Below are 23701 nucleotides of genomic sequence, written 5' to 3'. Positions count from 1 at the left end.
ATCGTTCTTAAAAGTTAACTTCTAAACCAACTGTATATTTTCTAGGCAAAGGATATGCGCCACCGCTGTACTCACCTTGAGGTGTCACAAGTTCTGCGTCAGGAACTGAGGCTTTTTGGAAAGTATGAATATTATCCATCATCCCGTAAAATCTTATATTTCTGGCCCCAATTTTTAATTTTTCAACGATATGCTTTGGTAGAATATAACCTATTGATATTGTTTTGATTTTGAAATAGGACCCATTTTCATTAAACATGGTACTGAAAGGCAAATACTGGTAGAAGTAAGCACCGAAAGGAGATATTGACGGAAAGTTCGCTTGATAATTGGGATCTTTGGCCTTCTCCGGTGTCCAATAGTCCAAACCTTCGAGATCGGGCAATCTATTATTAGTAAAATTCACTAGGTTGCCTCCAATCGTATTGAACTGATTACTCTTTAAATTATTAATAATATCCCGGCCAATCGTAAAGGTATTTAGCATACTAATTGAAAAACCTTTGTATATTAATTCATTGTACAGACCGCCCGTAATCCGTGGATTGGGATTACCGGTCAACATTAAATCGCCATCGGCAGCACCTTTATCTTCATCACTCCAAGTATCCCAATCTTGATTTACATCTGACCATATTGGGAATCCAGGTTTAACGGGATAATTCCCTTTAAAAACTGTAAGCGGTTTTCCAGTGACAGGATTTACCGGAATTTGATCTTGATGCGAATATACGCCTTGATACAACATCTGTGCCCATTGATAAATTGGGCTACCCACCGTATACAACAACTGTTGATTCCAGCCTCTGGAATCGGCATAGAAACTACGGTCGCCGAATGGCAATGAACCGATTCTATTTTTATTAAATGTCATGTTTAAATTGGTATTCCACTGCAACTGATTTTGCTTTGAAAGGTTTCTTGTCGCAATAGTTAGGTCAATACCTTCATTATACACAGACATTGGAACGTTGAATGATAACTTCGTATATCCCGTATAATATGGAAATGCGAATGCCATAATAGGATCTCTTAGTACCTTTCTATACGCATCAAAAACGAGTGTTAAACGGTCATTGAAAAGATTTAGATCGAAACCGATATTTGTTTGTTCTGATTTATTCCATGTCAGATTTTTTAATGTCAATGGTTTTTTAAACGACGGGACGGCAAAGGTTGTACCATTGTACGTATCTGAAGACAATGACCAAACATTATATGGTGCATAGAAATCATTTGGTAATACACCAGATCTTCCCCAGCTTCCTCGGATTTTAAACATATTAATCCAATCGATATTTTTCATAAAATTTTCGTCGGAAATAACCCATGCAGCAGACAATGCGGGGAACGCCCCCCATTTAGTATCCACACCAAAACGAGAGGAGGCATCCGTTCGCCATGAAGCATTAAAAATATAACGCGATTTATAATCGTAAGAAAATTGCCCCATATAAGACAGCAAGCCAGATTCAACCTTATCTGTACTCGCTATAAGATCTTTAGTCGCTACACCTTGGATAACATGAATGTCGTCCGTCGGCAAGTTAAACCCTTCTGTTTTGTGAGACAGCTGTTTATCATACTGAAAGGACTGGAGTGCCGTTAAATTGATAGTATGTTTATCATTGAATGTCTTGATATAGTTCAAAACGTTGGCGATATTATAGGTGTATGCATTTCGACCTGTTGATGCAGCATAGTTAGTTCCTTGATTAAGCTCCCTGGGCTGGAACTGGTTTCTGCTATCGAGATTCGCCTGTACAGATCCCTCCAATGAGTACTGCAAGCCCTTAATAATGTCTACGTAAGTTTTAGAGAATATATTGATATTATCCGTCTGGTTATCATCTTTCAATTTATCATACTGACCATAGTAAAATTCATAATCTTCCACTCCAAGACCGACAAATGATGAAGGCATAGCCCCTTGGTTTACGGGTACAACCTCATCAATCCCTCTTCCCAAACCACGTTTACGATTAATCCTTGCGGCAGAAACCATAAAATCCGATTTGATAATTGGTGAAAGGGTAAATCCAAAATTACCGCGAATCGAATAGCGTTTAAAACCTGTGTTACGAACAACACCGTCTTCATTGTAATAACCTGTAGATAATCTGTAATTTATTGCTTCACTACCGCCAGAGATACTTGCGTCAGCGTTATCTATATTGCCCGTGGTATAAAATAGATCCTGCCAATCCGTAGCATTGTTATAGCTACTATTCAAACTATCGGTCAATGCCTGTGGATACCCACGCATTTGCACCCATGAAGCATACTGGTTAAGAATATCTATTTTGGTTCTTCTTTCGGTTGCTCCCCCTAACGTTCTCTGTAATTGAGGACGCTCTGTAATTCCCCTGTAATAGGATGCTCTAATCGCTGGTTTCCCTAATCGTCCTGTTTTTGTCTTTATGACGATTACTCCATTCGCTCCACGAGAACCCCATACCGCTGTTGCCGCAGCATCTTTCTGTACAACAATACTTTCAATATCATTGATATTTATACCAGCGATATAGTTTGTTCCCGTCGCGGAAGTACCGCCTAAATCAGAGACCGAAAGCGGCATACCGTCAATGATGTACAATGGTGAACTCATTGTATTTGCTAAATCTACTTCAGCATTAAGATCTGGCGATATCGTCGTATTTCCACGAACGGTGAACGTGTTCCTTGCGCCGGGTTCACCTGTAAAGTTTTGAATATTGACCCCCGCTACACGACCTTGTAACAGACTCTCGAAACTTGGTGCAGGCAGATCTTCAATAGTCTTTCCTGAAATCACTTGAACCGCACTTGTCGTCTTCCGAACAGATTGCTTTTGGTATCCAACAACGACAACCTCATCCAAAGACGAAGCATCACTTTGAAGAATCACCGTGGGAGCCTGTTTAGTTGTCACTCGGACTTCCTGTTTTTTAAAGCCCACACCAGAAAAAACCAATGTAGCTGGGAGACTTTTTACTGACAAGCTGAACGAACCTTGCTGATCGGTCGACACTTGATTTGTTGTACCTCGCTCGGTGACGGTCATGCCCGCCAACGGAACTCCTTTTCCATCCCGAACAGTTCCTTCAACAGGAATAGTCTGTCCGAAAACCTGAAAATAAGAGAGTACCACGAGGATAATGGTAGGTAGAATTCTCTTCATATTAATTTAGTGTTAGTGCTGGTCAAGGTACAGCAAAAAAACAGGTCACACAAAAATTACATGATACATAAATAACTATTAAAACATATTTTATCAAATAACACCTCTCAATCGATTGCGTAATATTCACGCAATCGATTGAGGAAAAATTCAATTAAAAATGCCTAATCCTGAAATACAAATAAAGAATAGCCTAATTTATTAGAAAGAATTAAGATAGAAGGCACGGCTATAAAAAGAGAAAAAAACAATGAAAAATATTATGTAAAAATTAATTAATAAGATATTTGCAATATTCAAAATTTACTCATCACGTTGTAATTAAACAAAACACCGCCATGCACACAGCATATTTCACATAAATCAATTACGGAAATATCGCAGAACAGTGAAACTGAGCTAATAATGGGTAAATCCCAATATAACATATCGCGACCAATCCCAATCAACCAGCAAGGACATCTCTTAGTCAACCTCAACAGAAGATGAGCATACGAGGCCCGAAGTAGTGGAAGTTCCGGAAATAGTTGGGTACATCCAACTATTTCCGATCAGCCCAAATGCCGCTGTTCAGGTTCGCTTAAAAAAACGAATACAGTCCAAAAAAATTCGTTACGCACAAACGATACTCGCGAGGAACTGGCCCTTCTGGCAGCATCTTTTGTATATTGAACATAAATCCTATATTTGCTCCCATATATAATTAACCAATGAAAAGAATAATTTTAACAGTGCTGACCTGTTTAGGTCTGCAATCTCTTTACGCACAGGAAACACCGGCGGCGATTTCAAAAGGCAAATGGATGATTGAAACAAATCTTTCCCCTATAGGCGGGGTCTCGACATCCGGGTTTAGCTTTATGTCCAATAATGGTTCAAAATCTCTTTCTGCCGGCGGCGAAGCAGGTTATTTTATCCAGAATAATCTGGCAGTAAAAGCGGGCTTAGGACTTCTATCTTATAAATCAAAAATAACTATAGATGGTCAGGAGATAGAACTGGCATCGCAGACTTCGTTCACATACAAACTAGGGATGAAATATTACATCATTAGTGCACTACCGATACAGGTCGATATCGGCGGCGTTAAAAGTTCCGGCAGTAAAAATGCTTTTATCTTTGGCGGACAATTAGGCTATGCATTCTTTGTTAAGGATAATATCGCGATCGAACCTGCTGTTCGTTACGACCGTGGTTTAAATGACAATGCGGACGGTGTAAAGACTTTCAGTGCCCGGGTAGGATTTTCCCTGCATTTCTAAACAGGCATTCTTAGATAAAACGGGTGCTATCCAAAAAGATTGGATAGCACCCGTTTTTATGCGCTTTTACCTGTACCTTCCCAAGACCTCATTTCGGATATTCAATGTTCCAAGGGCTGACCGCTCTTCTGGACATCTTCCTGGTTCATTTTATTTTATCCCCTTAAAAATCCGGTTCCAACGGATTTTAGAGAGCCCTGCCCCATCTGCATTCCAGCTCATCCAGGTAAATAAAGCTTTACCCACAATATGGTCCTCGGGAACAAAGCCCCAGTCTCTGGCATCCAACGAATTATGCCTGTTGTCCCCCATCATCCAATAGTAATCCATTTTAAAGGTGTAAGAGTCCGTCTTGCTCCCATTTACGTATATGCCATCGGCCTTCTTCTCCAAACTATTATGCTCGTAGACCCGAATCGCGCGTTCGTAAAGAGGCAATGTCTGCGCATTTAAAATAACTTTCATCCCTTTCTTTGGAATCACAAAAGGCCCAAAGTTATCGTAGTTCCATTTGTACTGTGGATCATTTGGAAATGTATTGGCTTGAGCTTCCCCTGGTTTGCTCAGATTCATTTGCATGGATTTGACATTAGACCATGACTTCACCATTTTTACCTGCTCCGGAGTCAAAAAAACAATATATGCTCCGGGCTGAACCAGCGTCACCTCGATTCCCATATCTTTCAACCGTTGTTCATCCAGACCTGTTTCATCGGTCATCACGATATAATCCATCTGACTTTCCGGTGCCACAAAGCCAGGTTGATCATTTACATACAGTACAGCATTCTGCATGCTAATCTTATCTCCCGGCATTCCAACACAGCGTTTAATCAAATGTTCCCTTTTATCTACAGGACGGGTTTTAATGGTAAATTGCTGATGGACGGCATTATAGCCCATTGAACGGACCAGGTCATAATAGGGCTGATCCTGGTTTTCGATCGCTACGGTATCTCCTGCTGGCGCATTAAATACGATAACGTCATTCCGCTTGATTTGCTGAAACCCCGGAAGCCGTTTGTATGGAAGCTCAATCAATTCCGAAAATGCGTTTCCACCAATAACAGGCATCGTATGATGTGCGAAAGGAAATGCAATAGGCGTATTGGGGATTCGGGGACCATAATTCAATTTACTCACAAATAGATAGTCCCCGATCAAAAGCGATTGTTGCATGGAACCTGAAGGAATCATAAAGGCTTCCAATAAGAAACCCCGGATCAATGTTGCTGCAACAGTTGCAAAAACGATCGCATCTGCCCATTCACGGACCATGGATTTCTTATAGGGATACTTAACTTTGAATTCATTATAGGATTCGTGCAATAAGGCTAGCTGCTCCTCTTTTGTCATTGCCTTTTCTTCGCCTCCTACCGCTTTAAGTTTTTTGGCATAAATTCCATTGAGGAACTGAACATTTTTATCCCGCCCCCATAGCGGCAACACAATAAATGGTAACAATACCGCAGCACAGTTTTCCCAAAATCTTCTTTTGCCAAAACAATGGATAAAATCTAGGTATAAGTTGTAAAAGACAAAGACATTCACAATAGGGACAATCAGCAAAGCAATATACCAGGCAGGTCTGTTGGTGATCTGTGCCTGAATCCATTGGCTATAAACCGGAACGATCCCCTCCCAGCCACGACGTCCCGCTTTCTCAAACAAAAGCCAAAAACCATATGCGGCAATAATGGTCAGTACACTAAAAATAATAAGTGCCATATTCTCTTTTTATCGAAATGTTAATAGATAAACGTTAATAAATAAATAATCTGGATGAATCCAACGGTGATGCTTTCGCCTGTTGTAACTCATTGTATCTCATGATATATTTAATAAATATATCATAATTATATTTCGGCTCCTTTTGAAATTCGGCAAATAATTCAGGCTCATCATTTATCAGACGGCCCAATGTCAGTGTCCGTTTCTTCTTGTTCCCACTAAATAGGCCGCTCGAATTACTATTTATTTCAATAACTTCACCTGTTGCTTTCTTGAGTGCATAAGCATATTTTGACTTGGTAAAACCCACTCCAATCATAGGTGCCGCACCACCGCTCCCGATCATCATTCCACCACTGCCGCCGAAATGCAGTTCAGAGACATAGTAGGCCATAATCTCCCCATCAACGAGTACTTCAGCAAAAGTCGGCTCCAGGTCCGGCGCCTTACGAATCTGATAGGTCTGTGGAGAAGTTCCCGGCAGAGGTTCCAGTCCATTTTCTACATAGGACGGTGCATACACTTTCTTTTTGGATTTCCAATAGGCACGGAACACCTGATCGGGCGTAAATGTCAACTTTTCTTTTTGCAGATTCTCAAATTTTAGTTTACGATCCTTGACCGAAGAAATCTTTCCGTACAGCGTGTCCGCATTCATCAATACAAGATAATCTGCATTTGTCTCAGCCACCTGGGCATGAAGTACAGTTGAACCCAATAAAAAAAATACAAAAAAAGCAGTCTTAAAATTTGGTATCAGTCTCATAAACCACTATTTATACCTGTAAAGCTACATAAAAATACATGATTCAACTATAATTCTTCCAGGTTTAACCTTTCTTAAGGAAATCCTCTTCTTTTGGCAACAAATATCTTCCATGCGACAACCTTACCCTCGATAAGTATAACCTTGGACAGAAAACATATACCCAGCTAGCATCAACTTTTCCGAGCAGATATACAAGTCATTCCCAAACCTGATAAGAAATTCAAATCCGAAAAGATTTGAACAGGTACTAATCTCAAGATCTTCATTATCGAAAATCATATTTTTTTAAAAAACACTTTTATTTAGATTTATTATAAACTACTTTTGTCCCCCAAACAAGAATGATTTTACAGCTCTTATGAAAAAAAGATTTCTGCTCTCTATATTAGGACTAGGTACTATAACTTTGGGTTATTCCCAGAAAATTCAGGGATACGTAAAAAATGGCGAAGGAAAGCCCATACCGGGAGCGACAATCACTTTTGCCAAAGAAAGTAAGACCCGGAGTGATGAAAACGGATTCTATACTATTTTTGTCAAACCGGGGACCTATCAAGGGCAAGCTAGTTATCTTGGCAAATCGTCGGAATTCAGTGTATTTTCGATACAAAGCGAAGACTCAAAACAATTGGATTTTCAGATCAATGAAGGTCATCATTTGGACGAAGTCGTTGTTGTAGCCAATCGCAAACCGACTAATATCTCCGAAGTTGCCGGTACCGTTTGGCTGGTAAATTCCGAACAGATACAGCAGCAAGCCAAAAGTGGTGTCCCAATTAAAGAAATGCTTGGGTTACTGATCCCAGGCATGGACGTGGGTCCACAAGGACGGACGAACTATGGACAGAATATGCGGGGCCGTAGTATGTTGGTCATGATTGATGGCGTAAGTCTAAATAGCCTACGTGGAATAAGCCGTCAACTCGATGCCATAGACCCCTTCAATATTGAGCGGATAGAAGTCCTTTCTGGAGCCAACTCAATTTATGGCGGAAATGCAACCGGAGGGATTATCAACATCATTACAAAAAAAGCTTTAAAAGATGGTTGGGGAGCTTCCACAGAGGCTGGTGTACGATCAGGTCTCCGTCATGGTGGCGATGCCGATTGGCGTATTGCACAATCCGTCCAAGCAAAAGGGGAAAAAATTGATGGCAGGCTCGCTTTCGCATATCAGCAGAATGGAGCGACCTACGGCGCAGATAATAAGCAAATATTCACCGATATCTCTCAAACCGACCTCCAATACAATAGATCAATGGACCTTCAGGGAACATTCAATTATCGTATCAATCCCCAGCATAAAATTGCTGTTTTTGGCCAATACTATAATTCAAAGTTTAATGGTGACCGTAGTTTATTTCTTGGAGACAGCATCAAAGCATTCACTCCTGGTAACGGAAATCTATTGGAAATGAGAGATGGATTTAAATCTTCCGTTAACCCAGGTACCAAACGATGGATGGGAACGCTAAACTATACTGGCAATAACATTCTCGGGGGGCAGGATCTTTATGTACAAATTGCAAGTAGAGCAGAAAAAATTGATTTCTACCCCTTTCCAAATAATATCAGCCTCCAGCAGGGCAAAACCATATATACCTCCTCTTCTCGTCAAAATACCGATTACACAGGTATGAAACTTTTGCTGAGCAAAGAGTTGGGCCGCCTAAACTTATCTTATGGAACTGATTTAGATATCGAAAAATTTGAGGCTACCCAAGCTATTTACGATATTCCAAAGGCCTTGACATCAGGCGGATTAGTGAATGAACAGATTTATGCTGTCGGTCGTTATCCCACCATCAAGTCAAAATCATTGGCTGGATATGTACAAGCAGAGTATCAGGTCGCTGATCCCTTGAAATTATCGGCGGGCATACGCTATCAGAACGCCGCCATTGATGTAGCAGATTTTGTAGGCAATACACAGCAGGCTTTACTTGCTTTTGGCATGGGCAAATCCGCCGATCAGATACCCGGTGGAAAAAGTAATTATGGGATGACCACGATCAATGCCAGTGCACTTTACAAAATCAATGCACAACAACAGACCTGGATAAGTTATGCTGAAGGCGTCTCACTCGCCGACCCCGCAAAGTATTTCGGTTATGGTACCTACAAATATGATGCTAATGCAGCACATTATATATTACAGTCGAGTATTAATATTGCCGAAGCTAAATTGCAAGGTGTAAAAACGAATCAGTTTGAATTGGGCTACCGACTCAATCAAGGCGGCCTAAAAGTTCAATTATCTGGATTTGTAAGTCAGTCCAACAAATCTGTGGAGAGCGACCGCAGTACCTACCAGATCTTGGTAAAAGACAACCCGATCCGTAATATCGGTATCGAGGCACAGATTGATTACAGAATCAAAAATATCCTGGTCGGAGCCAATACTTTGGTTATTAATTCAAAAAACAGAATTGAAGGTGAATGGCGAAAACAAGATATTAATTATGCCAGTTCCAATAAATTCAATGTATATGCGGGTTATACCTATGGAGAATGGTCGACCCGTTTACAGATGCTCCAGATACTGGATCTCAAAGATGCAGATGACAAAAAGTTAAAAGGATACAATGCTGTTGACTGGTTTGTCACTTATACAACCAAATATGGCCGCTTTAATGCAGGTGTTCAAAACCTTCTAAATACCAAGTATCAGTCGATCTGGAGTCAACGGGCCCAACTTCTTTATGCTGGCTACAAAGTCCCGGAAATGTTTTACTATCAGGGCCGTGGACGTACATTTACAGTCAATTACAGTATTGATTTCTAGAAAAGAACTGCCCTAAAAGTCAAGTCAAACCCTTTGATATTCGAATATCTGATTGATGCTTTGGGCAGATGGGGCGAAAATCAAGTAAAAACGGGGCTATCCAATGCTTGGATAGCCCCGTTTTCCAATTTTTAACCAGTCCCTCTACCAGAGATTTTCCTATTCAGCACGCTGTGAGCATCCTAAATTTACATCTTAATCAGCGAAAGACTCGTTTCTACCCCTTGTATTTACCTTCAAATTCGGTCGATGCTTTATTTACGCCATTACTCATGCTTTCGAAGGCTTTATTGATATTATCCAGTAGTGTTGATTCAGTAGTTGCATCGGGATTTTTGCTTTTTCGCAATTCGATCAGCTTTGGATAATCCTCGGTCACAATTTTTTTGTAACCATTCAGGCCGTCGAGTAGCGCTTTTTGAAAGCTGGCATCGCCTTTAAAATCGCCCAGATCTTCTACTTTCTTAATATCCGCGTTCAAGGATTTTTCCCAATCTGTGCGCACTTGTTCTGCTTTTGCATAATCGGCTGCATTCATTGCTGCATTCATCGCCTCAATATGCTTTTCACTGCCATTGATGACCGTGATAATTGAATTGTTGTAGGCTACAGGATCCTTTGTTCCTGAATTACAACCTGACATTGTCAGTACCGCTACGGTTAAGATACCTGTTAAGAATTGTTTCATCATTGTTGTTATATTTTAGGGTTTACTAATCTCTATAAGAATAAAAGTCCTTTGCTCGTTAGTCAGCCCCTAGTTTCTACCCAGACCATTACATCCGCATAACTAACTTATCCAAAGATAGTTGAACCTCAATCTTTTTTCTATCACTGAATTCAGGTATTTATTTTTTCAACACAATTATGCAACACAGTTGCTTTTAATATCTTTTTACCTATATTTGTTGCAACTTAATTGCAATATACAATATACAATTTACAAAAACTTAACTCGGTTGATGAACAAACGCAGGATTTTCACACTCTTATTAACGTCTATACTGTCGGTTCCTAACCATGCACAGGAAAAAGTCACAAAAACTGTTGGACTAAAGGAGGTACGGGTCGAAGGAAAACGTTATGGACAATCAGCTGAAGGAGCAATGTCTGTAGCTATCCTGAACAATGATTCACTACAGAAATATCAAGCGGGCAGTTTGATGCAGACTTTAGATAGAGTACCCGGAGTCAATGCCATAGGCATCGGCGCAAGTCAATCCAAACCGCAAATCCGAGGCCTCGGCTTTAACCGGGTGGCCACCGTCGAAAATGGAATCAAGCATGAAGGACAACAATGGGGACTGGATCATGGGCTGGAAATTGATCAGTTCGGCGTAGGCGCAGTCGAAATTATTAAAGGTGCGAGTTCATTTATGTACGGATCAGATGCCATTGCTGGTGTCATCCGTCTATCCTCGCCAACAGCGCCACAAGAAAATGGCTTGCAAGGTCATGCCAACCTATTTACAAGATCCAATAATGCCAGCTATGGCGCTGCGTTACAACTCCAAGGTAGGAAGAACAACTGGGTTTTCGGCGGTGGAGTGACCCATCTCGATTATGCCGACTACCGTGTACCTACAGATACGGTCTATGTTTACAATTATGCCGTCCGTTTAAAAAATCGGCAGGTGCGTAATACCGCGGGAAGGGAAACAAGTTTTCAACTCCGGACGGGTTATGTATCCGAGCGATTTTCTTCTATACTTTATCTAAGTAACTATCATACAAAAATCGGTTTTTTCGCCAATGCGCATGGTCTTGAACCGCGAGGTGTAGATACAGCGCTATACGACCGTTCTGATCGGGATATCCTTTATCCAAGTCAGCAGGTTAACCATTTTAAACTCATTAGCCGAAATTATCTTACACGGGGTATACATAAGATCTGGCTGGATCTTGGCTACCAAAGAAATTATCGCCAGGAATTCAACAACTACACGGCACATGGATATATGCCCCCGGTATACCCGCAGGACATGGACATTCCGATGAACCTCGAACGGCTGTATGATAAAGAGATCTATCATATTACACTAAAGGACGAATTTAACCTGGCGTCACATCGACTGACTATAGGCGGGAATGCTGAGCAACAACTTAATAACATTGATGGTTGGAGTTTCCTTATCCCGGCTTACAGACAAAAAGCAGTAGGCATATTTGTTCACGACCGCTATACGATCAACGAGCAAACCATACTCTACGGTGCCTTACGTTATGACCACAGCAATATGCACAGCTTTCCCTATCAGGACTGGTTTACGTCCAGACTGGAAAATAATCAATCTCTCCATATTGTCCGGGCGGATGAACTTCGACGGAGTTTCCATAGCCTCGTTTGGTCCCTTGGTGTGACACGACAAATAGGCCAATGGGAAACGAAACTCAACGTCGGTAAAAGTTTTCGCGCCCCCCTTGCGCAGGAGCTTGCGGCCAATGGTGTAAATTATCATTATTTCAGTTACGAAAAGGGAAATACTTCCCTCTCCCCAGAGCAATCCTACCAAATGGACTTCTCTGTAGCCCGATCTATCGGAAGTGCTAATATCGCATTTACGCCTTTTTTCAATTATTTCTCCAATTACATCTATCTCAATCCAACATCGGGTTATGACCAGTATTATGGGGCCGGTAATCAAATCTTTGAATATGCCCAAAGTAAAGTAAAGCGTTATGGAGCCGAACTAAATGTGGAGTATCGCCCCTTAGACGCTCTTAAAATAGAATTACTGGGGGAATATGTTCGATCCAAACAACTTTCGGGAAGCAAAAAAGGCTATACGTTACCGTTCTCTCCTCCGCCCTCGCTGGTATTGGATGTAAGTTGGTCTCCAAGAAGTAGCCGCTATATTAAGGCCCCTTATCTCTCTTTAGACTCCAAATGGACCGCTAGCCAGCAGCATATTGTACCGCCAGAGGAAAAAACAAAAGGCTATCAGGTACTCAATCTGCGCGCGGGAGCGCAGCTTTCCTTGGGACGGTCAGCGCTCCAATTGCGCTTGCAGATCCAGAATATTTTTGACACAGCATATATGAATCACACCAGTTTCTACCGGCTGATCTCACTACCTGAACAAGGGCGAAATTTCATCTTATCTGTCGGAATACCGTTCGGAGAGTAAAACCGAAGCTAATAAATTGATTGATAAAAAACGCGTAACGCACTAATCATAAAAAAATAAATAAACATATGCAAAGACTAAAAAAATATGCACTAGTGGCCCTCATCACGGTCTCCACCATCGCCTGTAAAAAAGAAAAGGAAAATATTGACAGCGAAAAACCAACAATAGATATCAGTGGGGCGACCGCCTTTCCAAAACAATGCAGTCAAATCAAACGCGGATCAACTGTTACATTTCGCGCACAATTATCAGACAATATCGCCCTGGGCAGCTACAGTATCGACGTTCATCACAATTTTGACCATCATTCGCACAGTACCGAGGTGGAGGAATGTACATTAGAACCCATCAAGAAACCCGTTAAACCTTTTGTTCTGGTCAAATCTGTCAATATACCGGGACAACCACAACAGTACGATGCCCAGCTTCAGATTGATGTCCCTGCGGATGTTGACCCCGGCAACTATCACTTTATGATCCGGGTGACGGATCAGTCCGGCTGGAGCAGCCAACGTGGGATCAGCGTGCGTATTATTGAATAAGAGCGTCCTCACAGAAAAACAATTCAATTATTTTCTATCATAACATTTAAATCAACAAACATGAAAACCAGAAACATTCACTTTTTATTACTGCTTACAGCGCTTTTCTTTGGCTTTCTGTCCTCCTGTAAGAAAGACAATGCCGATGTTCCCGTTGCAACAAAACCTGAGATCGGCACCCTAGAAATCGGATCTGGCAATAATAAAACAGTAAAAGCAGGCGAAGATCTCCATCTTGAAGGTGATATTGTGGCCGAAGCACTTATCGACAAGATTGTTATCGATATCCACCAGGAAGGTGGCACTTTCAAATTTGCCAAAGTCTATACCGACGAAAAATATGTCGGCAAAAAAAATGTGACTTTTCATGAGCACATCGACATACCCTCTGAAGTTCCAGCCGGTCAATATCATTTTCACCTGACTGTGACGGATAAGGCCGGCAACACGACGACCGTAGAATCTCCGTTGACCATTCAAGCATCAGATGTGAATGTGAAAGCAAGCTATAAGCTTATTTTTACGGAAGTCAAAGGTTCCGTACATGGTGATCATTTTCATGACCTTGCCGATAAAGATCATGTAGAACCCTCATCCATCATCTTTGACAATTCCGGCAAGGCAGTAGCTGGACACGCTCACCTTAAACCAGACGGAATTTATAAAATTGACTTCAAACAGTTTGATGCCACTGGTCAGGAAATTCAGGGACAATATATTAAAGATAAAGCGACAGCCACTTTATACAAAGCGTTCTTAACTGGTGGTGCTTTTATTCTAAATTCTGGCAATAGCGTCACTGGCGCTATCTTCCAACCGAAGGAAACGACCTATGGTGATGGATCCGCAGTAACAGGCGCTATTGAAACCACTGGTATTACGTCTTATTTTACTGCCGGAAAAGACAATGCAGGTGAAAAGGAGCTTGTATTCGTTCTACGAAAATTTAAGGATTCTGCAACCAAAGCGACTATTACCCGAGCAGACTGGAATCGTACAGATTATGCAACCAAATATCCTGGGGAGGACATTATTCGCCTATCTTTCGAATTGCATGCCGAAGAGGGTGAAGACTAATTTCGGAAGAAAGAGCATTTTTTAAAAAAAACACCTTGTTAGCACTTTTAACAAGGTGTTTTTGTCTACGTTTGCCGAGGCCTAGTTTCTTCGTTTTCCTAGCACATTTCCATTGGCATCTACTACAAGTTTCCATTCGTCTGTCCGACTTTTTACTTCGAATGCATACGTAATCTTTTGCTCTTCACTGATCCTGTTTACATCCTCGATGCGATAGCCCGGGAAATCCCTTTTCATCTTTGCCATAACAGCTTTTGGCAAATCATTTTTGGCAAGCGCCTCTTTGTGACGGACAATCTTACCATTACTTTGAATCCAGACTTCATGATCTGTTCCAAACAGACCTGTTTCAAACTCAGCTTCATAAAACCCTGCTTTCAGTTCCCAGTCTACCCCTTTGGCTTTTGGAAACTTTTGTTGAAAACTATTTACGACCACAGCAGGCACCTGACTTTGTGGAATATCCTGAGCAAACGCTCCCATTGTTGAGAGTGCAAGAAGACATGCACTTAATATTGTTTTACGGTTCATGATGTTACTATTTTTGATGTATTACAAAGTAAAACCACGATTCTGTAAAGATTTGGGAATGTAATTTATGTTGGGCGAAAATCCAGTTTAAATAGATGCTGACTATTCTCATACCGATAGGAAATGGAAAAACCATATACATTACATATTGCCTGGACGATTGCTAGCCCCAGTCCCGTACCTTGGGAGGCAGCGTCCGATTTATAAAACCGTGAAAACACCTGCTCCTTATCCAGCGCTGCCTGCGCACTCGTATTGGCAACAATAAGTGTATTTTCAAGAACGGTCACGTTTACATCCCCGCCATCCAGATTATGAAACAAGGCGTTACGGATCAAATTCGACACCATGATATTGGCGAGGGAGCTGTCTAATCGTACCTTAAGTTCATCTTGTTGACTGACACTGATTTTAATATTTTTAAACGCGGCGATATCTTCCAATTCATCGGTGATATGCGTTACCAGCTCATTGATAGAGAGATCTTCATTATGCAGAAATTGTTTATTCTCGATCTTGCTGAGCAGCAATAATGATTTATTCAGTCGCACCAGTCTTTCCGCAGTGTTCAGTACTTCGCCGAGCGTATGTGACTGTTCAGGCTGCAACCCTTCTGCTTCGGCCATCATTTCCAACTTGTTGATCATAATTGCAAGAGGTGTCTGCAACTCATGTGAGGCATTGCCGATAAACTGTTTTTGCTGTTCATACGTTTCCTCGTTATGGTGGATCAGTGTGTTTACAGCAAGCTGTAAATCTTTAAACTCCTTGATGTTTGTATCCATAGCGGGTTTATCGTCAGATTTTCCCAAGCGGAATCTGGTGAGCTGATCTAAAAATCGATATAAGGGGCTCCATAGCCGTTGTATCACGACTTTGTTGATCGAGACAATACTCACGACCAAGAGGACAAATAAAATCAGGACAGAATAAAACAGGTTCTTGATCAAATCACTTTCCTCGATCATTGAGTTGATGATCGATAGCTCATAATAGTGTCCCTTATGTTCAAACGCTGTGGTCAGCATACGTACGGGTTCCAATTCGGGTTCTGGATCATCATCATCCTGCATATACAGCATCGTATCTCTATACACATTTTGCATTTTGATCGCTTGCTGTTCGGAAATTTCACGTACCTTATAATTGTTAATTCCAAATTCCAGATCCGGAGCTACAATGGTCTCAGAAGCCAGTTCCTGAATAATTAAGCGTTTTTGGTTCTCCAATTCCTCATCTATATTATCGTGGATCGCCTCCAGCATAAATAAATAAAAAATGGTCGACCATACTGCAATGACGACCAGCACCGAAATCGAGAGATATTTAAGCGTTTGATTGGCTAATTTCATTTCTCAACAAGTTTATATCCTATTCCGTAGACCGCTTCAAAATCAACTTCCGCTTTCCTTATTAAAAATTTTTTTCGCAAGTTCTTTATCTGTGAATAGATAAAATCGAGATTATCTGCTTGATCCGTATTATCTCCCCAAACATGTTCTGCCAGTGCATTTTTGCTAACGAGACGATTTTTATTCAGCAAAAAATAATTAAGGATATCAAATTCCTTTCTATTTAGCGGTACGGGTTCACCGGCAATCGCAAGGCTACGTTCGTTTAGATCCAGTACGAGATTACCCATTTCCAATGTATTCTTGCCATCCCGTTGTTTTCTGCGCAGTACCGCTTTAATCCGCGCATTTAATTCAGCAATATGAAAGGGTTTGGTCAGGTAGTCATCCGCACCAAGCTCCAGCCCCTGTAGCTTATCATCCAACGAATCTTTGGCGGAGATAATGATAACATTATCCGATTTCCCCTCCTTTTTCAACCGGTCCAGCACTTGTAACCCACTTCCACCTGGGAGCATAATGTCCAATAAGATACAGTCATAATCATAGACCAAAACCTTATCCAGTGCTGATCGAAAATCAATCGCGGTCTCTACAATATAATCCTCTTTAATCAACGAATCTTTCAAGGTTTCCCTCAAATCTGCTTCATCTTCAATTACAAGTACTTTCATTGGACTTTGTTTTTTATTACCGAATTTCAACGTTATTCCCCCCGGATATTACTTTACCGCTACAAATGTATTTCGAATTTAGGAAAGAATTAGGAAAATGGCTATTCTTAGTTGCCTATAAAGGCCCACTGCTATGCCTATGCTGGTTTATTTTTACATATAAGCGAAAAAACAAAGCGCTTTTCGTATTTTAGGTTTTAGATGATCTACTATGGACAAACGTAATGCTAACATCTGGGCCCCTATCATCGGATTGGAAGGGTTTCGCAAAGAACAGACCGCCGGCCGTGAAGAGCTACTTTTCAATGAATTACATGGCGAAAGGCTGATAGACAAAGCGCATAAGCACGATTTTTTTATTATCAATTTATTTGATAAAGCTTCCGGTGTACATACCATTGATTCGATAGATTATCCCATTAAAGATCATCAGGTACATGTACTGTTTCCCGGCCAGATGCACAAATGGCATATATATGCTGGAACTATTGGCTATCAATTGATGATCGAGCGGTCGTTTTTTGAGCATTTTGCCCCTTTTTTTCGTTTTTCTTTTACCAATTATCAGAATCATCCGGTCATCGACCTGACCAAGGAGGCCTTCATTCAGCTACATTATGAATTTGAATCCGTTAAAAAGGAGCTGGAACGCGAGCATTCGCTGATTCCTTTGATTACGGCCCGTGCCGGTGTGATCGCTGCCATTGTCAGCAGAGAAGCAGAGCATGTATTCACCGAATTTAAAGTCTATCAATCTGTCCCGCGGCTTGCCAAATTTAACCTGCTTATCGATGAGTTTTTCAGGGAACAAAAATTGGTCGCTTTCTATGCGGACAAGCTTCATATCTCTCCTAATTATCTCAATATTCTATGTAAAAAGCACCTGAAAATATCTGCCACCCAGCTTATCCACCAACGAATTTGTGTTGAAGCAAAGCGCCTGCTCCAAAGCACGGAATCATCCATTAAGGAAATTACATTTGAACTGGGCTTTGCAGACCAAGCTTATTTTTCCAATTTCTTTAAACAACAGACCGGTGTAAGTCCGAGTGATTTTAGGGAAAAGAGATAAATCACACAAGAAATGGCAGAAATTGCCCAGTGATACGAAAGCTTAGTGTATATATCTTTGTCTATAGAAATTGATCCACTTTATGGATCACTCACTTAGATTGTAACGTAAATAGGAAATAAAATGAAACCAATGGCGCTTACACGCAAGGAATTTATCCGCAACTCAGCCCTGGCGCTTGCTGGAGCAACATTGATCCCCGGGATGCTATACGCAGAAGAAGCTGGTTCAATAGCCCATCAGTCCATGTTGGACGGACATCAAGGCAAAAAAAGTTATACCTTAAAAAATGTGCTGCTGGAAACAGGTTTTGAGTATGATGGCAATGGCCAAGTGATCGCAACCAAAACCGGTCTTTTCTCCGTGCAGATCGAAGCCGGGAAAATCAAAAAAATAAGTTCCAACAGTACCGACACTAATGCCATAGATGCAAAGGGCAGATTGATGCTTCCATCTTTTAGAGACATGCACATTCATCTGGACAAGACCTTCTACGGTGATAAATGGCAAGCTGTAAGACGTGGAGCAGGCGGTGTAAAAGGCATGATTGCACTCGAACAACAGCTCCTTCCTGAACTGCTTAAAAATTCAACCTATAAAGCAGAAAAACTAATTGAACTACTGCAATCCAAAGGTACAGCTTTCGCAAGGAGCCATGTAAATATTGAACCTACCTCCAAATTGGAGTCCTTACATAACCTACAGCGTGCATTGGAAAACAAAAAAAACAGTTTCGGTGCTGAACTCGTTGCTTTTCCGCAACATGGCGTGTATTACACCGATTCCGTACCCTACCTGAAGGAAGCAGCCAAGACTGATATTGATTTTATCGGCGGAGTAGATCCTTTTACCATCGATGGCGCCATTGAGAAAACGATGGATTTTACCGTACAGCTGGCACTGGATCACAACAAAGGAATTGATATCCATTTGCATGAGTCCGGAGAATCGGGACTAAAAACGGTCGAGTATCTGATCAAAAAAGTAAATGAAAACCCGGCGCTGAAAGGCAAAACCTACCTCAGCCACTGTTTTGTACTGGGGCGTTTGGAAAAGGCCAAACAACAGGAAATAACTGAAAAGCTGGGTGCTGCCCAAATCGGCATTGTTTCAACCATTCCTTTTGCAGGACTCATTATGCCTATCCCTACACTGCTAGAAAATAAGGTCACCGTCATGACGGGAAATGACAGTATTGTCGATCATTGGAATACTTTTGGTACAGGAAGTGTTCTCCAAAAAGCCAATATGGCGGCACAAGTCTATGGACAGGTCACAGAGTATGGTTTATCACGCATGCTGAAACTGGCTACAGCCGGCCCGATTCCATTGGATGACCAAGGAAAACAGCAATGGCCAAAAGCCGGTGATGATGCCAATATCGTCCTTATCGATGCCAGCTGTTCGGCAGAAGCCGTTTCACGGATTTCACCCGTAGGGTCCCTTATCTACCAGGGCAATATTGTCTACTAGGTTGCAGACAAGCGATATTATCACGAACTAGATCTTTTTATACACAATGGCGGTCAATTGCTTACTATAAGCAGTTGATTGCCCCATTGTGACCTATAATTGCTATTAAAACAGTATTAAACATCATGTCAACCCCTTATACAGCCCCGCTAAAGGGCAACTATACACTTAAAAACGTCCTTTTGGAAACGGGATATATTTCCGATGAGAAAGGGATAAACGCAACTAAAACTGAACTCTTCTGTATAGAAGTCAATGCCGGAAAAATTACCAGGATATTTCCAAATAATCCACAACATACCACAGCAGTTGATGCTAAGGGTTATTTAATGCTGCCCGCTTTCAGCGATATGCATGTCCATCTGGACAAAACATGGTATGGACTACCATGGCAAGCACAATCTCCCAAAAAGAGAACGGTGCTGGAGATGATTGCTTATGAACAGGAAATTATCCCTGAATTACTTAAGACATCGACCACACGGGCAGAACAACTGATTGACCTGTTGCAAAGCTATGGTACCAGCTTCGCACGGACACATTTTAATGTGGAAACCACTTCTGGGCTCCGTTCTCTGGAAAATCTCCAAAAAGCACTGGACAAGCGCAAGGAAAGTTTCAAGGCAGAATTGGTCGCTTTTCCGCAACATGGATTTTTTTATACCGACTCTGCGCCACTCATGAAGGATGTAGCCCAGATGCCGAGTGTGGGTTTTATTGGCGGGGTAGATCCCTATGGGATCGATAAAAATATTGAAAAAGTACTCGATTATACGGTAACATTAGCGCTTGACAATAATAAAGGGATTGACATCCATTTGCATGATGGTGGAAAAGAAGGTATACACACGATTGAATACCTTGCCGAACAGGCGCTTCAGCATCCGAAGCTACAGGGGCGCACTTTTGTGAGCCATGCCTTTGTACTGGCCCAGTTACCGGTAGCCGAAGTAGAGCGTATTGCTGAAAAATTAGCAGCGGCCAAAGTTGGCATTGTCTCGTCTATCCCTTTTGGCGACCTGGTCATGCCTATTCCAACGCTGTTGAAGCATGGTGTTGACGTTTTGGTCGGGAATGACAATGTACAAGACTATTGGAGTACATTCGGCCCCGGAAATATGTTAGCAAAGGCCAATTTAATGGGCGAAATATATGGATGGAGATCCGAGTTTGACCTATCAAGGACACTCCGCTTTGCAACACACAATACCTTGCCACTGGATGACAAAGGTCTTATGCAATGGCCGAGAGTGAATGACAGGGCCGAGTTTGTACTGATCGACGCAAGCTGTTCTGCAGAAGCTGTTTCGCGCATATCCCCAACCATGGCCCTGGCCCATGAAGGTGCATTCTACTGGAAAAAATGAGCCCTACATATATTGTGAAAAACAGAAAATCCCGGTGTTAGATAAAACCGGGATTTTTTTCTTCAACCATTGCTTCTTCTCATACATGAATTCCTCTAGCTTTCCCAATCGGGAGATAACGCGTATAGAAGTACAGCATGATTGATAAAAAACCGAAAACACAAACTCGAGTTATTACGATCGCTTAAAGAGCCGCATGATACGAGGCTCTACCCAATCGCTTAAGATATAAGCAACAGCCAACATCAGGAGTGTAACAGCAGAAACAAGTACATATTTGTTTACATGTTCATGAAACCGATTGAAAATAATAAAACCAATATGCTGATGAATAAGGTATAAGGGATAAGTTAGCATCCCGATTTTGACAAATTTTGGCGAATTGAGATATTGCAGCTTTTTACAGGAGACTAATAACATAACCATATAAAATACAACGATTGTCGCAGCAATAATATAGGGAGAAAAATCACTATGGAATGTCCTTGCTAACCAGTGGATGCGACCAATCGCTCCATCGATGGACAGGTACAGGCAGCAGGACAATACAATAAAATGCTTCAGCGCTGGGCCCTGTAGGAAAATTTGACAGAAGACAATGCCCGCAATAAAATAAGTACTCCAATCCAGCATGAAAAAGTGGTGAATGGCATCATAAATAGCTGATGGGCCAATAAACAGGCGCAATCCTGACAATAACAACCAAAAGTAGACCAGATAATCCAAACTGATCTGCTTAAACCGGTTTATAATAAGAAATATGGCTATAATGAGGTAAAATTTCAACTCCACATATAAGGACCAATAGGCGCCATCTATATTACCCTGACCGAGCAGTTCCTGAACCATCGTAAAATTGGCCAAAAGCTGTTTGAATGTAACCAGATAACGCGGGGCGCCAAAGAAATAAGAGATCACAAATGTTAGGATCAAGCAGATCCAATACATCGGATACAAACGTTTAAAACGTGAATAACAAAATTTTGGCAGCGAACGATGTTTTATGGAAAAGGCGATCACAAATCCGCTGATGATAAAAAAAAGATCTACACCAAGATACCCATACTTGAAATATTCCCCAATCTCATCGAACCGCAGCAAAGACATATTTCCGCCTTTATATCCCCGATATAAATAGTGATACAGTACCACTGCGGATGCAGCGATAAAGCGAAACAGATCAATTTGATAGATTCTTTTGGATTCAGCCATTTGAGCGCAAATATAGGCGGTTTGATTTATAGTTTCGGATAATGATTCCAAAAAAGAGTACGCTAAACCTCATTATTTACTACTGTAAATTCGACTTGCAAACGCGCATACATCCTCTAATTTATAACATCATTATGTGACTATCCTACATTGTATTTCCTTTGTATCCTGATTAACTTTACTCATATTATATCCGTAAAACGAGGAAATTATGAAAAAGAACCTATTAATAGTCTTTATTGCCGTCGCCGCCATATGCTTCGGTTTTCAAGCAAAAGCGCAAACTGCCACATCGGGTCCCGTCACTGTCAATATTAATCTTACCGATGCCATCTCTATTACCTTAGGCGCCGATCCGACAGTAAATTTCGATTATACCACAGCCGCCGATTATGCCGCGTCAAAAACGGTCACGAAAGCGAATCATTTTACGGTGGTCAGCAATAAGCCCTATGACCTTACGGTAACCGCTGGTGGAACATTTACACCAGCTGGTGGACCTGCACTAAATATTGTTACAGTCACTGTACCGGCTGCAACTGCCAATGGTGGAACTCCAGTTGCCAATGTACCACTTAGCACTACTGCTGCTCCTCTGGTCAATGGTTCGACGGCATCCACAGGTGCAATCTATACCGTGGATTATACGATCTCAAATCCGGCATCGTTATTAAACCTTGCAGGATCGACTTATAGCACTACAGTAACTTATACAGCGACACAACAATAAAAATCTGACTAAACATTTTATTCGTGAGATATTATTTAGCAGTATGTGTTATCCTGATATGCAATACCCTGGTCCACGGACAGGGTATTTCCATTTCACCTTCCCGGATATTTTTTACCGGTGAAGCCGGACAGACCGTCAGTCAGGCCATTACCTTTAACAATACGTCCGCGAGCACACTTTCCTTTATCGCAAACCTGAAAGACTGGGACCGGGACTCCTTGGGCAGCAAACGGTATTATGCCATAGGGAATAATGCCGGGTCAAATGCTTCGTGGCTTACCTTATCTGAAAATACGGTACAGCTCGCTCCTGGGGAAACAAAAGTGGTCAATCTTTCCATGACAATCCCTGATCATCCGACAACAAAACAGCAGCGCCATACCATGCTTTTCTTTACGCAGGTTAAAGAGCAAAAAGCTGCGCAGGCAAATGGACTGCAGATGAACGTCCTGATTGAGGTCGGTATTCAAGTATACCATACACCAACAGGTTTAAAAGCTGGTGATCTGGAATTTCTTGCCTATGAAGATAAAGGCGCTGTTACTGTTCAGGGCAGTAACGCTGTACGCCGGATGGAAGTCAAGGTTAAAAATACAGGCCAGCTCAATAAGGATGCTTATGTACGGTTTGAGCTGACCAATATAGAAACGGGAGAAGAGACACCTGTGGACGCTGTGGGCATAGCAATGCTTCCCGATTCCGAACAATGGGTCCGTGTAGACCTACCTGGTAAACTTGCCCCCGGTCGATATCTCGCGGTTGCGATACTTGACGCAGGCAGCCAATATGATTTAAAAATTGCGGAGAAGGAAATTACATATTAGTTTTGC

General features: G+C 41.6%; 18 protein-coding genes. 10 read left to right on the top strand and 8 right to left on the bottom strand.

The features are described from left to right. Positions 1-7 precede the first annotated feature (7 nt). Positions 8-3160 (bottom strand): SusC/RagA family TonB-linked outer membrane protein, encoded by a 3153-nt coding sequence (locus tag ABDW32_RS13355; RefSeq protein ID WP_343563167.1) that lies wholly within the window; start codon positions 3158-3160, stop codon positions 8-10. 710 nt (positions 3161-3870) lie between these two features. Here ABDW32_RS13355 and ABDW32_RS13350 point away from each other — a divergent pair. Beyond that, the gene (locus ABDW32_RS13350; protein ID WP_343563165.1) at positions 3871-4422 is read left to right on the top strand and encodes a hypothetical protein; all 552 of its coding nucleotides are present in this window, start codon (positions 3871-3873) and stop codon (positions 4420-4422) included. 150 nt (positions 4423-4572) lie between these two features. On the opposite strand, the gene lepB is transcribed toward ABDW32_RS13350, so the two are convergent. Further along, positions 4573-6150, bottom strand: a complete 1578-nt coding sequence (lepB, locus tag ABDW32_RS13345) for a signal peptidase I (protein ID WP_343563163.1) — start codon at positions 6148-6150, stop codon at positions 4573-4575. Positions 6151-6184: 34 nt separating this feature from the next. Then, a complete protein-coding gene (locus tag ABDW32_RS13340; protein ID WP_343563162.1) occupies positions 6185-6919 on the bottom strand; it encodes a hypothetical protein in 735 nt (244 codons plus the stop codon). 361 nt (positions 6920-7280) lie between these two features. Between ABDW32_RS13340 and ABDW32_RS13335 the strand changes: the two genes are divergently transcribed. Beyond that, on the top strand, positions 7281-9707 hold the full coding sequence (locus tag ABDW32_RS13335) for a TonB-dependent receptor (protein WP_343563160.1): 2427 nt from the start codon (positions 7281-7283) through the stop codon (positions 9705-9707). 217 nt (positions 9708-9924) lie between these two features. On the opposite strand, the gene ABDW32_RS13330 is transcribed toward ABDW32_RS13335, so the two are convergent. Continuing rightward, positions 9925-10398 carry a hypothetical protein gene (locus tag ABDW32_RS13330; RefSeq protein ID WP_343563158.1) on the bottom strand — a complete coding sequence of 158 codons (474 nt, stop codon included), beginning with the start codon at positions 10396-10398 and terminating at the stop codon, positions 9925-9927. 271 nt (positions 10399-10669) lie between these two features. On the opposite strand from ABDW32_RS13330, the gene ABDW32_RS13325 reads away from it, so the two are divergent. The 3 genes from ABDW32_RS13325 to ABDW32_RS13315 all read left to right on the top strand — a co-directional run bounded on the left by ABDW32_RS13325 (position 10670) and on the right by ABDW32_RS13315 (position 14457). Next, positions 10670-12835, top strand: a complete 2166-nt coding sequence (locus ABDW32_RS13325) for a TonB-dependent receptor (protein ID WP_343563156.1) — start codon at positions 10670-10672, stop codon at positions 12833-12835. Positions 12836-12903: 68 nt separating this feature from the next. Continuing rightward, positions 12904-13380 carry a DUF4625 domain-containing protein gene (locus ABDW32_RS13320; RefSeq protein WP_343563154.1) on the top strand — a complete coding sequence of 159 codons (477 nt, stop codon included), beginning with the start codon at positions 12904-12906 and terminating at the stop codon, positions 13378-13380. Positions 13381-13440: 60 nt separating this feature from the next. Further along, entirely contained in the window at positions 13441-14457 is a 1017-nt protein-coding gene (locus ABDW32_RS13315) for a DUF4625 domain-containing protein (protein WP_343563152.1), read from the top strand. A gap of 81 nt (positions 14458-14538) precedes the next feature. On the opposite strand, the gene ABDW32_RS13310 is transcribed toward ABDW32_RS13315, so the two are convergent. The 3 genes from ABDW32_RS13310 to ABDW32_RS13300 all read right to left on the bottom strand — a co-directional run bounded on the left by ABDW32_RS13310 (position 14539) and on the right by ABDW32_RS13300 (position 17014). After that, positions 14539-14988 carry a PepSY-like domain-containing protein gene (locus ABDW32_RS13310; protein WP_343563150.1) on the bottom strand — a complete coding sequence of 150 codons (450 nt, stop codon included), beginning with the start codon at positions 14986-14988 and terminating at the stop codon, positions 14539-14541. Between the two features lie 65 nt (positions 14989-15053). After that, positions 15054-16340 carry a HAMP domain-containing sensor histidine kinase gene (locus ABDW32_RS13305; protein WP_343563148.1) on the bottom strand — a complete coding sequence of 429 codons (1287 nt, stop codon included), beginning with the start codon at positions 16338-16340 and terminating at the stop codon, positions 15054-15056. Then, positions 16337-17014 carry a response regulator transcription factor gene (locus ABDW32_RS13300; protein ID WP_343563146.1) on the bottom strand — a complete coding sequence of 226 codons (678 nt, stop codon included), beginning with the start codon at positions 17012-17014 and terminating at the stop codon, positions 16337-16339. The genes ABDW32_RS13305 and ABDW32_RS13300 overlap by 4 nt, the downstream gene beginning before the upstream one ends. 211 nt (positions 17015-17225) lie before the next feature. On the opposite strand from ABDW32_RS13300, the gene ABDW32_RS13295 reads away from it, so the two are divergent. From ABDW32_RS13295 to ABDW32_RS13285, 3 genes are all read left to right on the top strand, one after another. Then, on the top strand, positions 17226-18086 hold the full coding sequence (locus tag ABDW32_RS13295) for a helix-turn-helix domain-containing protein (RefSeq protein ID WP_343563144.1): 861 nt from the start codon (positions 17226-17228) through the stop codon (positions 18084-18086). Positions 18087-18218: 132 nt separating this feature from the next. After that, positions 18219-19559 carry an amidohydrolase gene (locus ABDW32_RS13290; RefSeq protein ID WP_343563142.1) on the top strand — a complete coding sequence of 447 codons (1341 nt, stop codon included), beginning with the start codon at positions 18219-18221 and terminating at the stop codon, positions 19557-19559. Between the two features lie 125 nt (positions 19560-19684). After that, positions 19685-20926, top strand: a complete 1242-nt coding sequence (locus tag ABDW32_RS13285; protein WP_343563140.1) for an amidohydrolase — start codon at positions 19685-19687, stop codon at positions 20924-20926. Positions 20927-21100: 174 nt separating this feature from the next. Here the strand turns inward: ABDW32_RS13285 and ABDW32_RS13280 are convergent, their stop codons facing one another. Then, positions 21101-22138: an acyltransferase gene (locus ABDW32_RS13280; protein ID WP_343563138.1), complete on the bottom strand. Its 1038-nt coding sequence runs from the start codon at positions 22136-22138 to the stop codon at positions 21101-21103. A 211-nt stretch (positions 22139-22349) separates the two neighbouring features. On the opposite strand from ABDW32_RS13280, the gene ABDW32_RS13275 reads away from it, so the two are divergent. Both ABDW32_RS13275 and ABDW32_RS13270 read left to right on the top strand, forming a co-directional pair. Further along, positions 22350-22868 carry a hypothetical protein gene (locus ABDW32_RS13275; RefSeq protein WP_343563136.1) on the top strand — a complete coding sequence of 173 codons (519 nt, stop codon included), beginning with the start codon at positions 22350-22352 and terminating at the stop codon, positions 22866-22868. A 23-nt stretch (positions 22869-22891) separates the two neighbouring features. Continuing rightward, positions 22892-23695 carry a hypothetical protein gene (locus tag ABDW32_RS13270; protein WP_343563135.1) on the top strand — a complete coding sequence of 268 codons (804 nt, stop codon included), beginning with the start codon at positions 22892-22894 and terminating at the stop codon, positions 23693-23695. Positions 23696-23701 lie beyond the last annotated feature (6 nt).

It is taken from the genome of Sphingobacterium sp. (assembly GCF_039596235.1).
Taxonomy (GTDB): Bacteria; Bacteroidota; Bacteroidia; order Sphingobacteriales; family Sphingobacteriaceae; genus Sphingobacterium.
The sequence above is the reverse complement of the archived record's forward strand: the minus strand, read 5'-3'. Positions and strand labels throughout refer to the sequence as shown.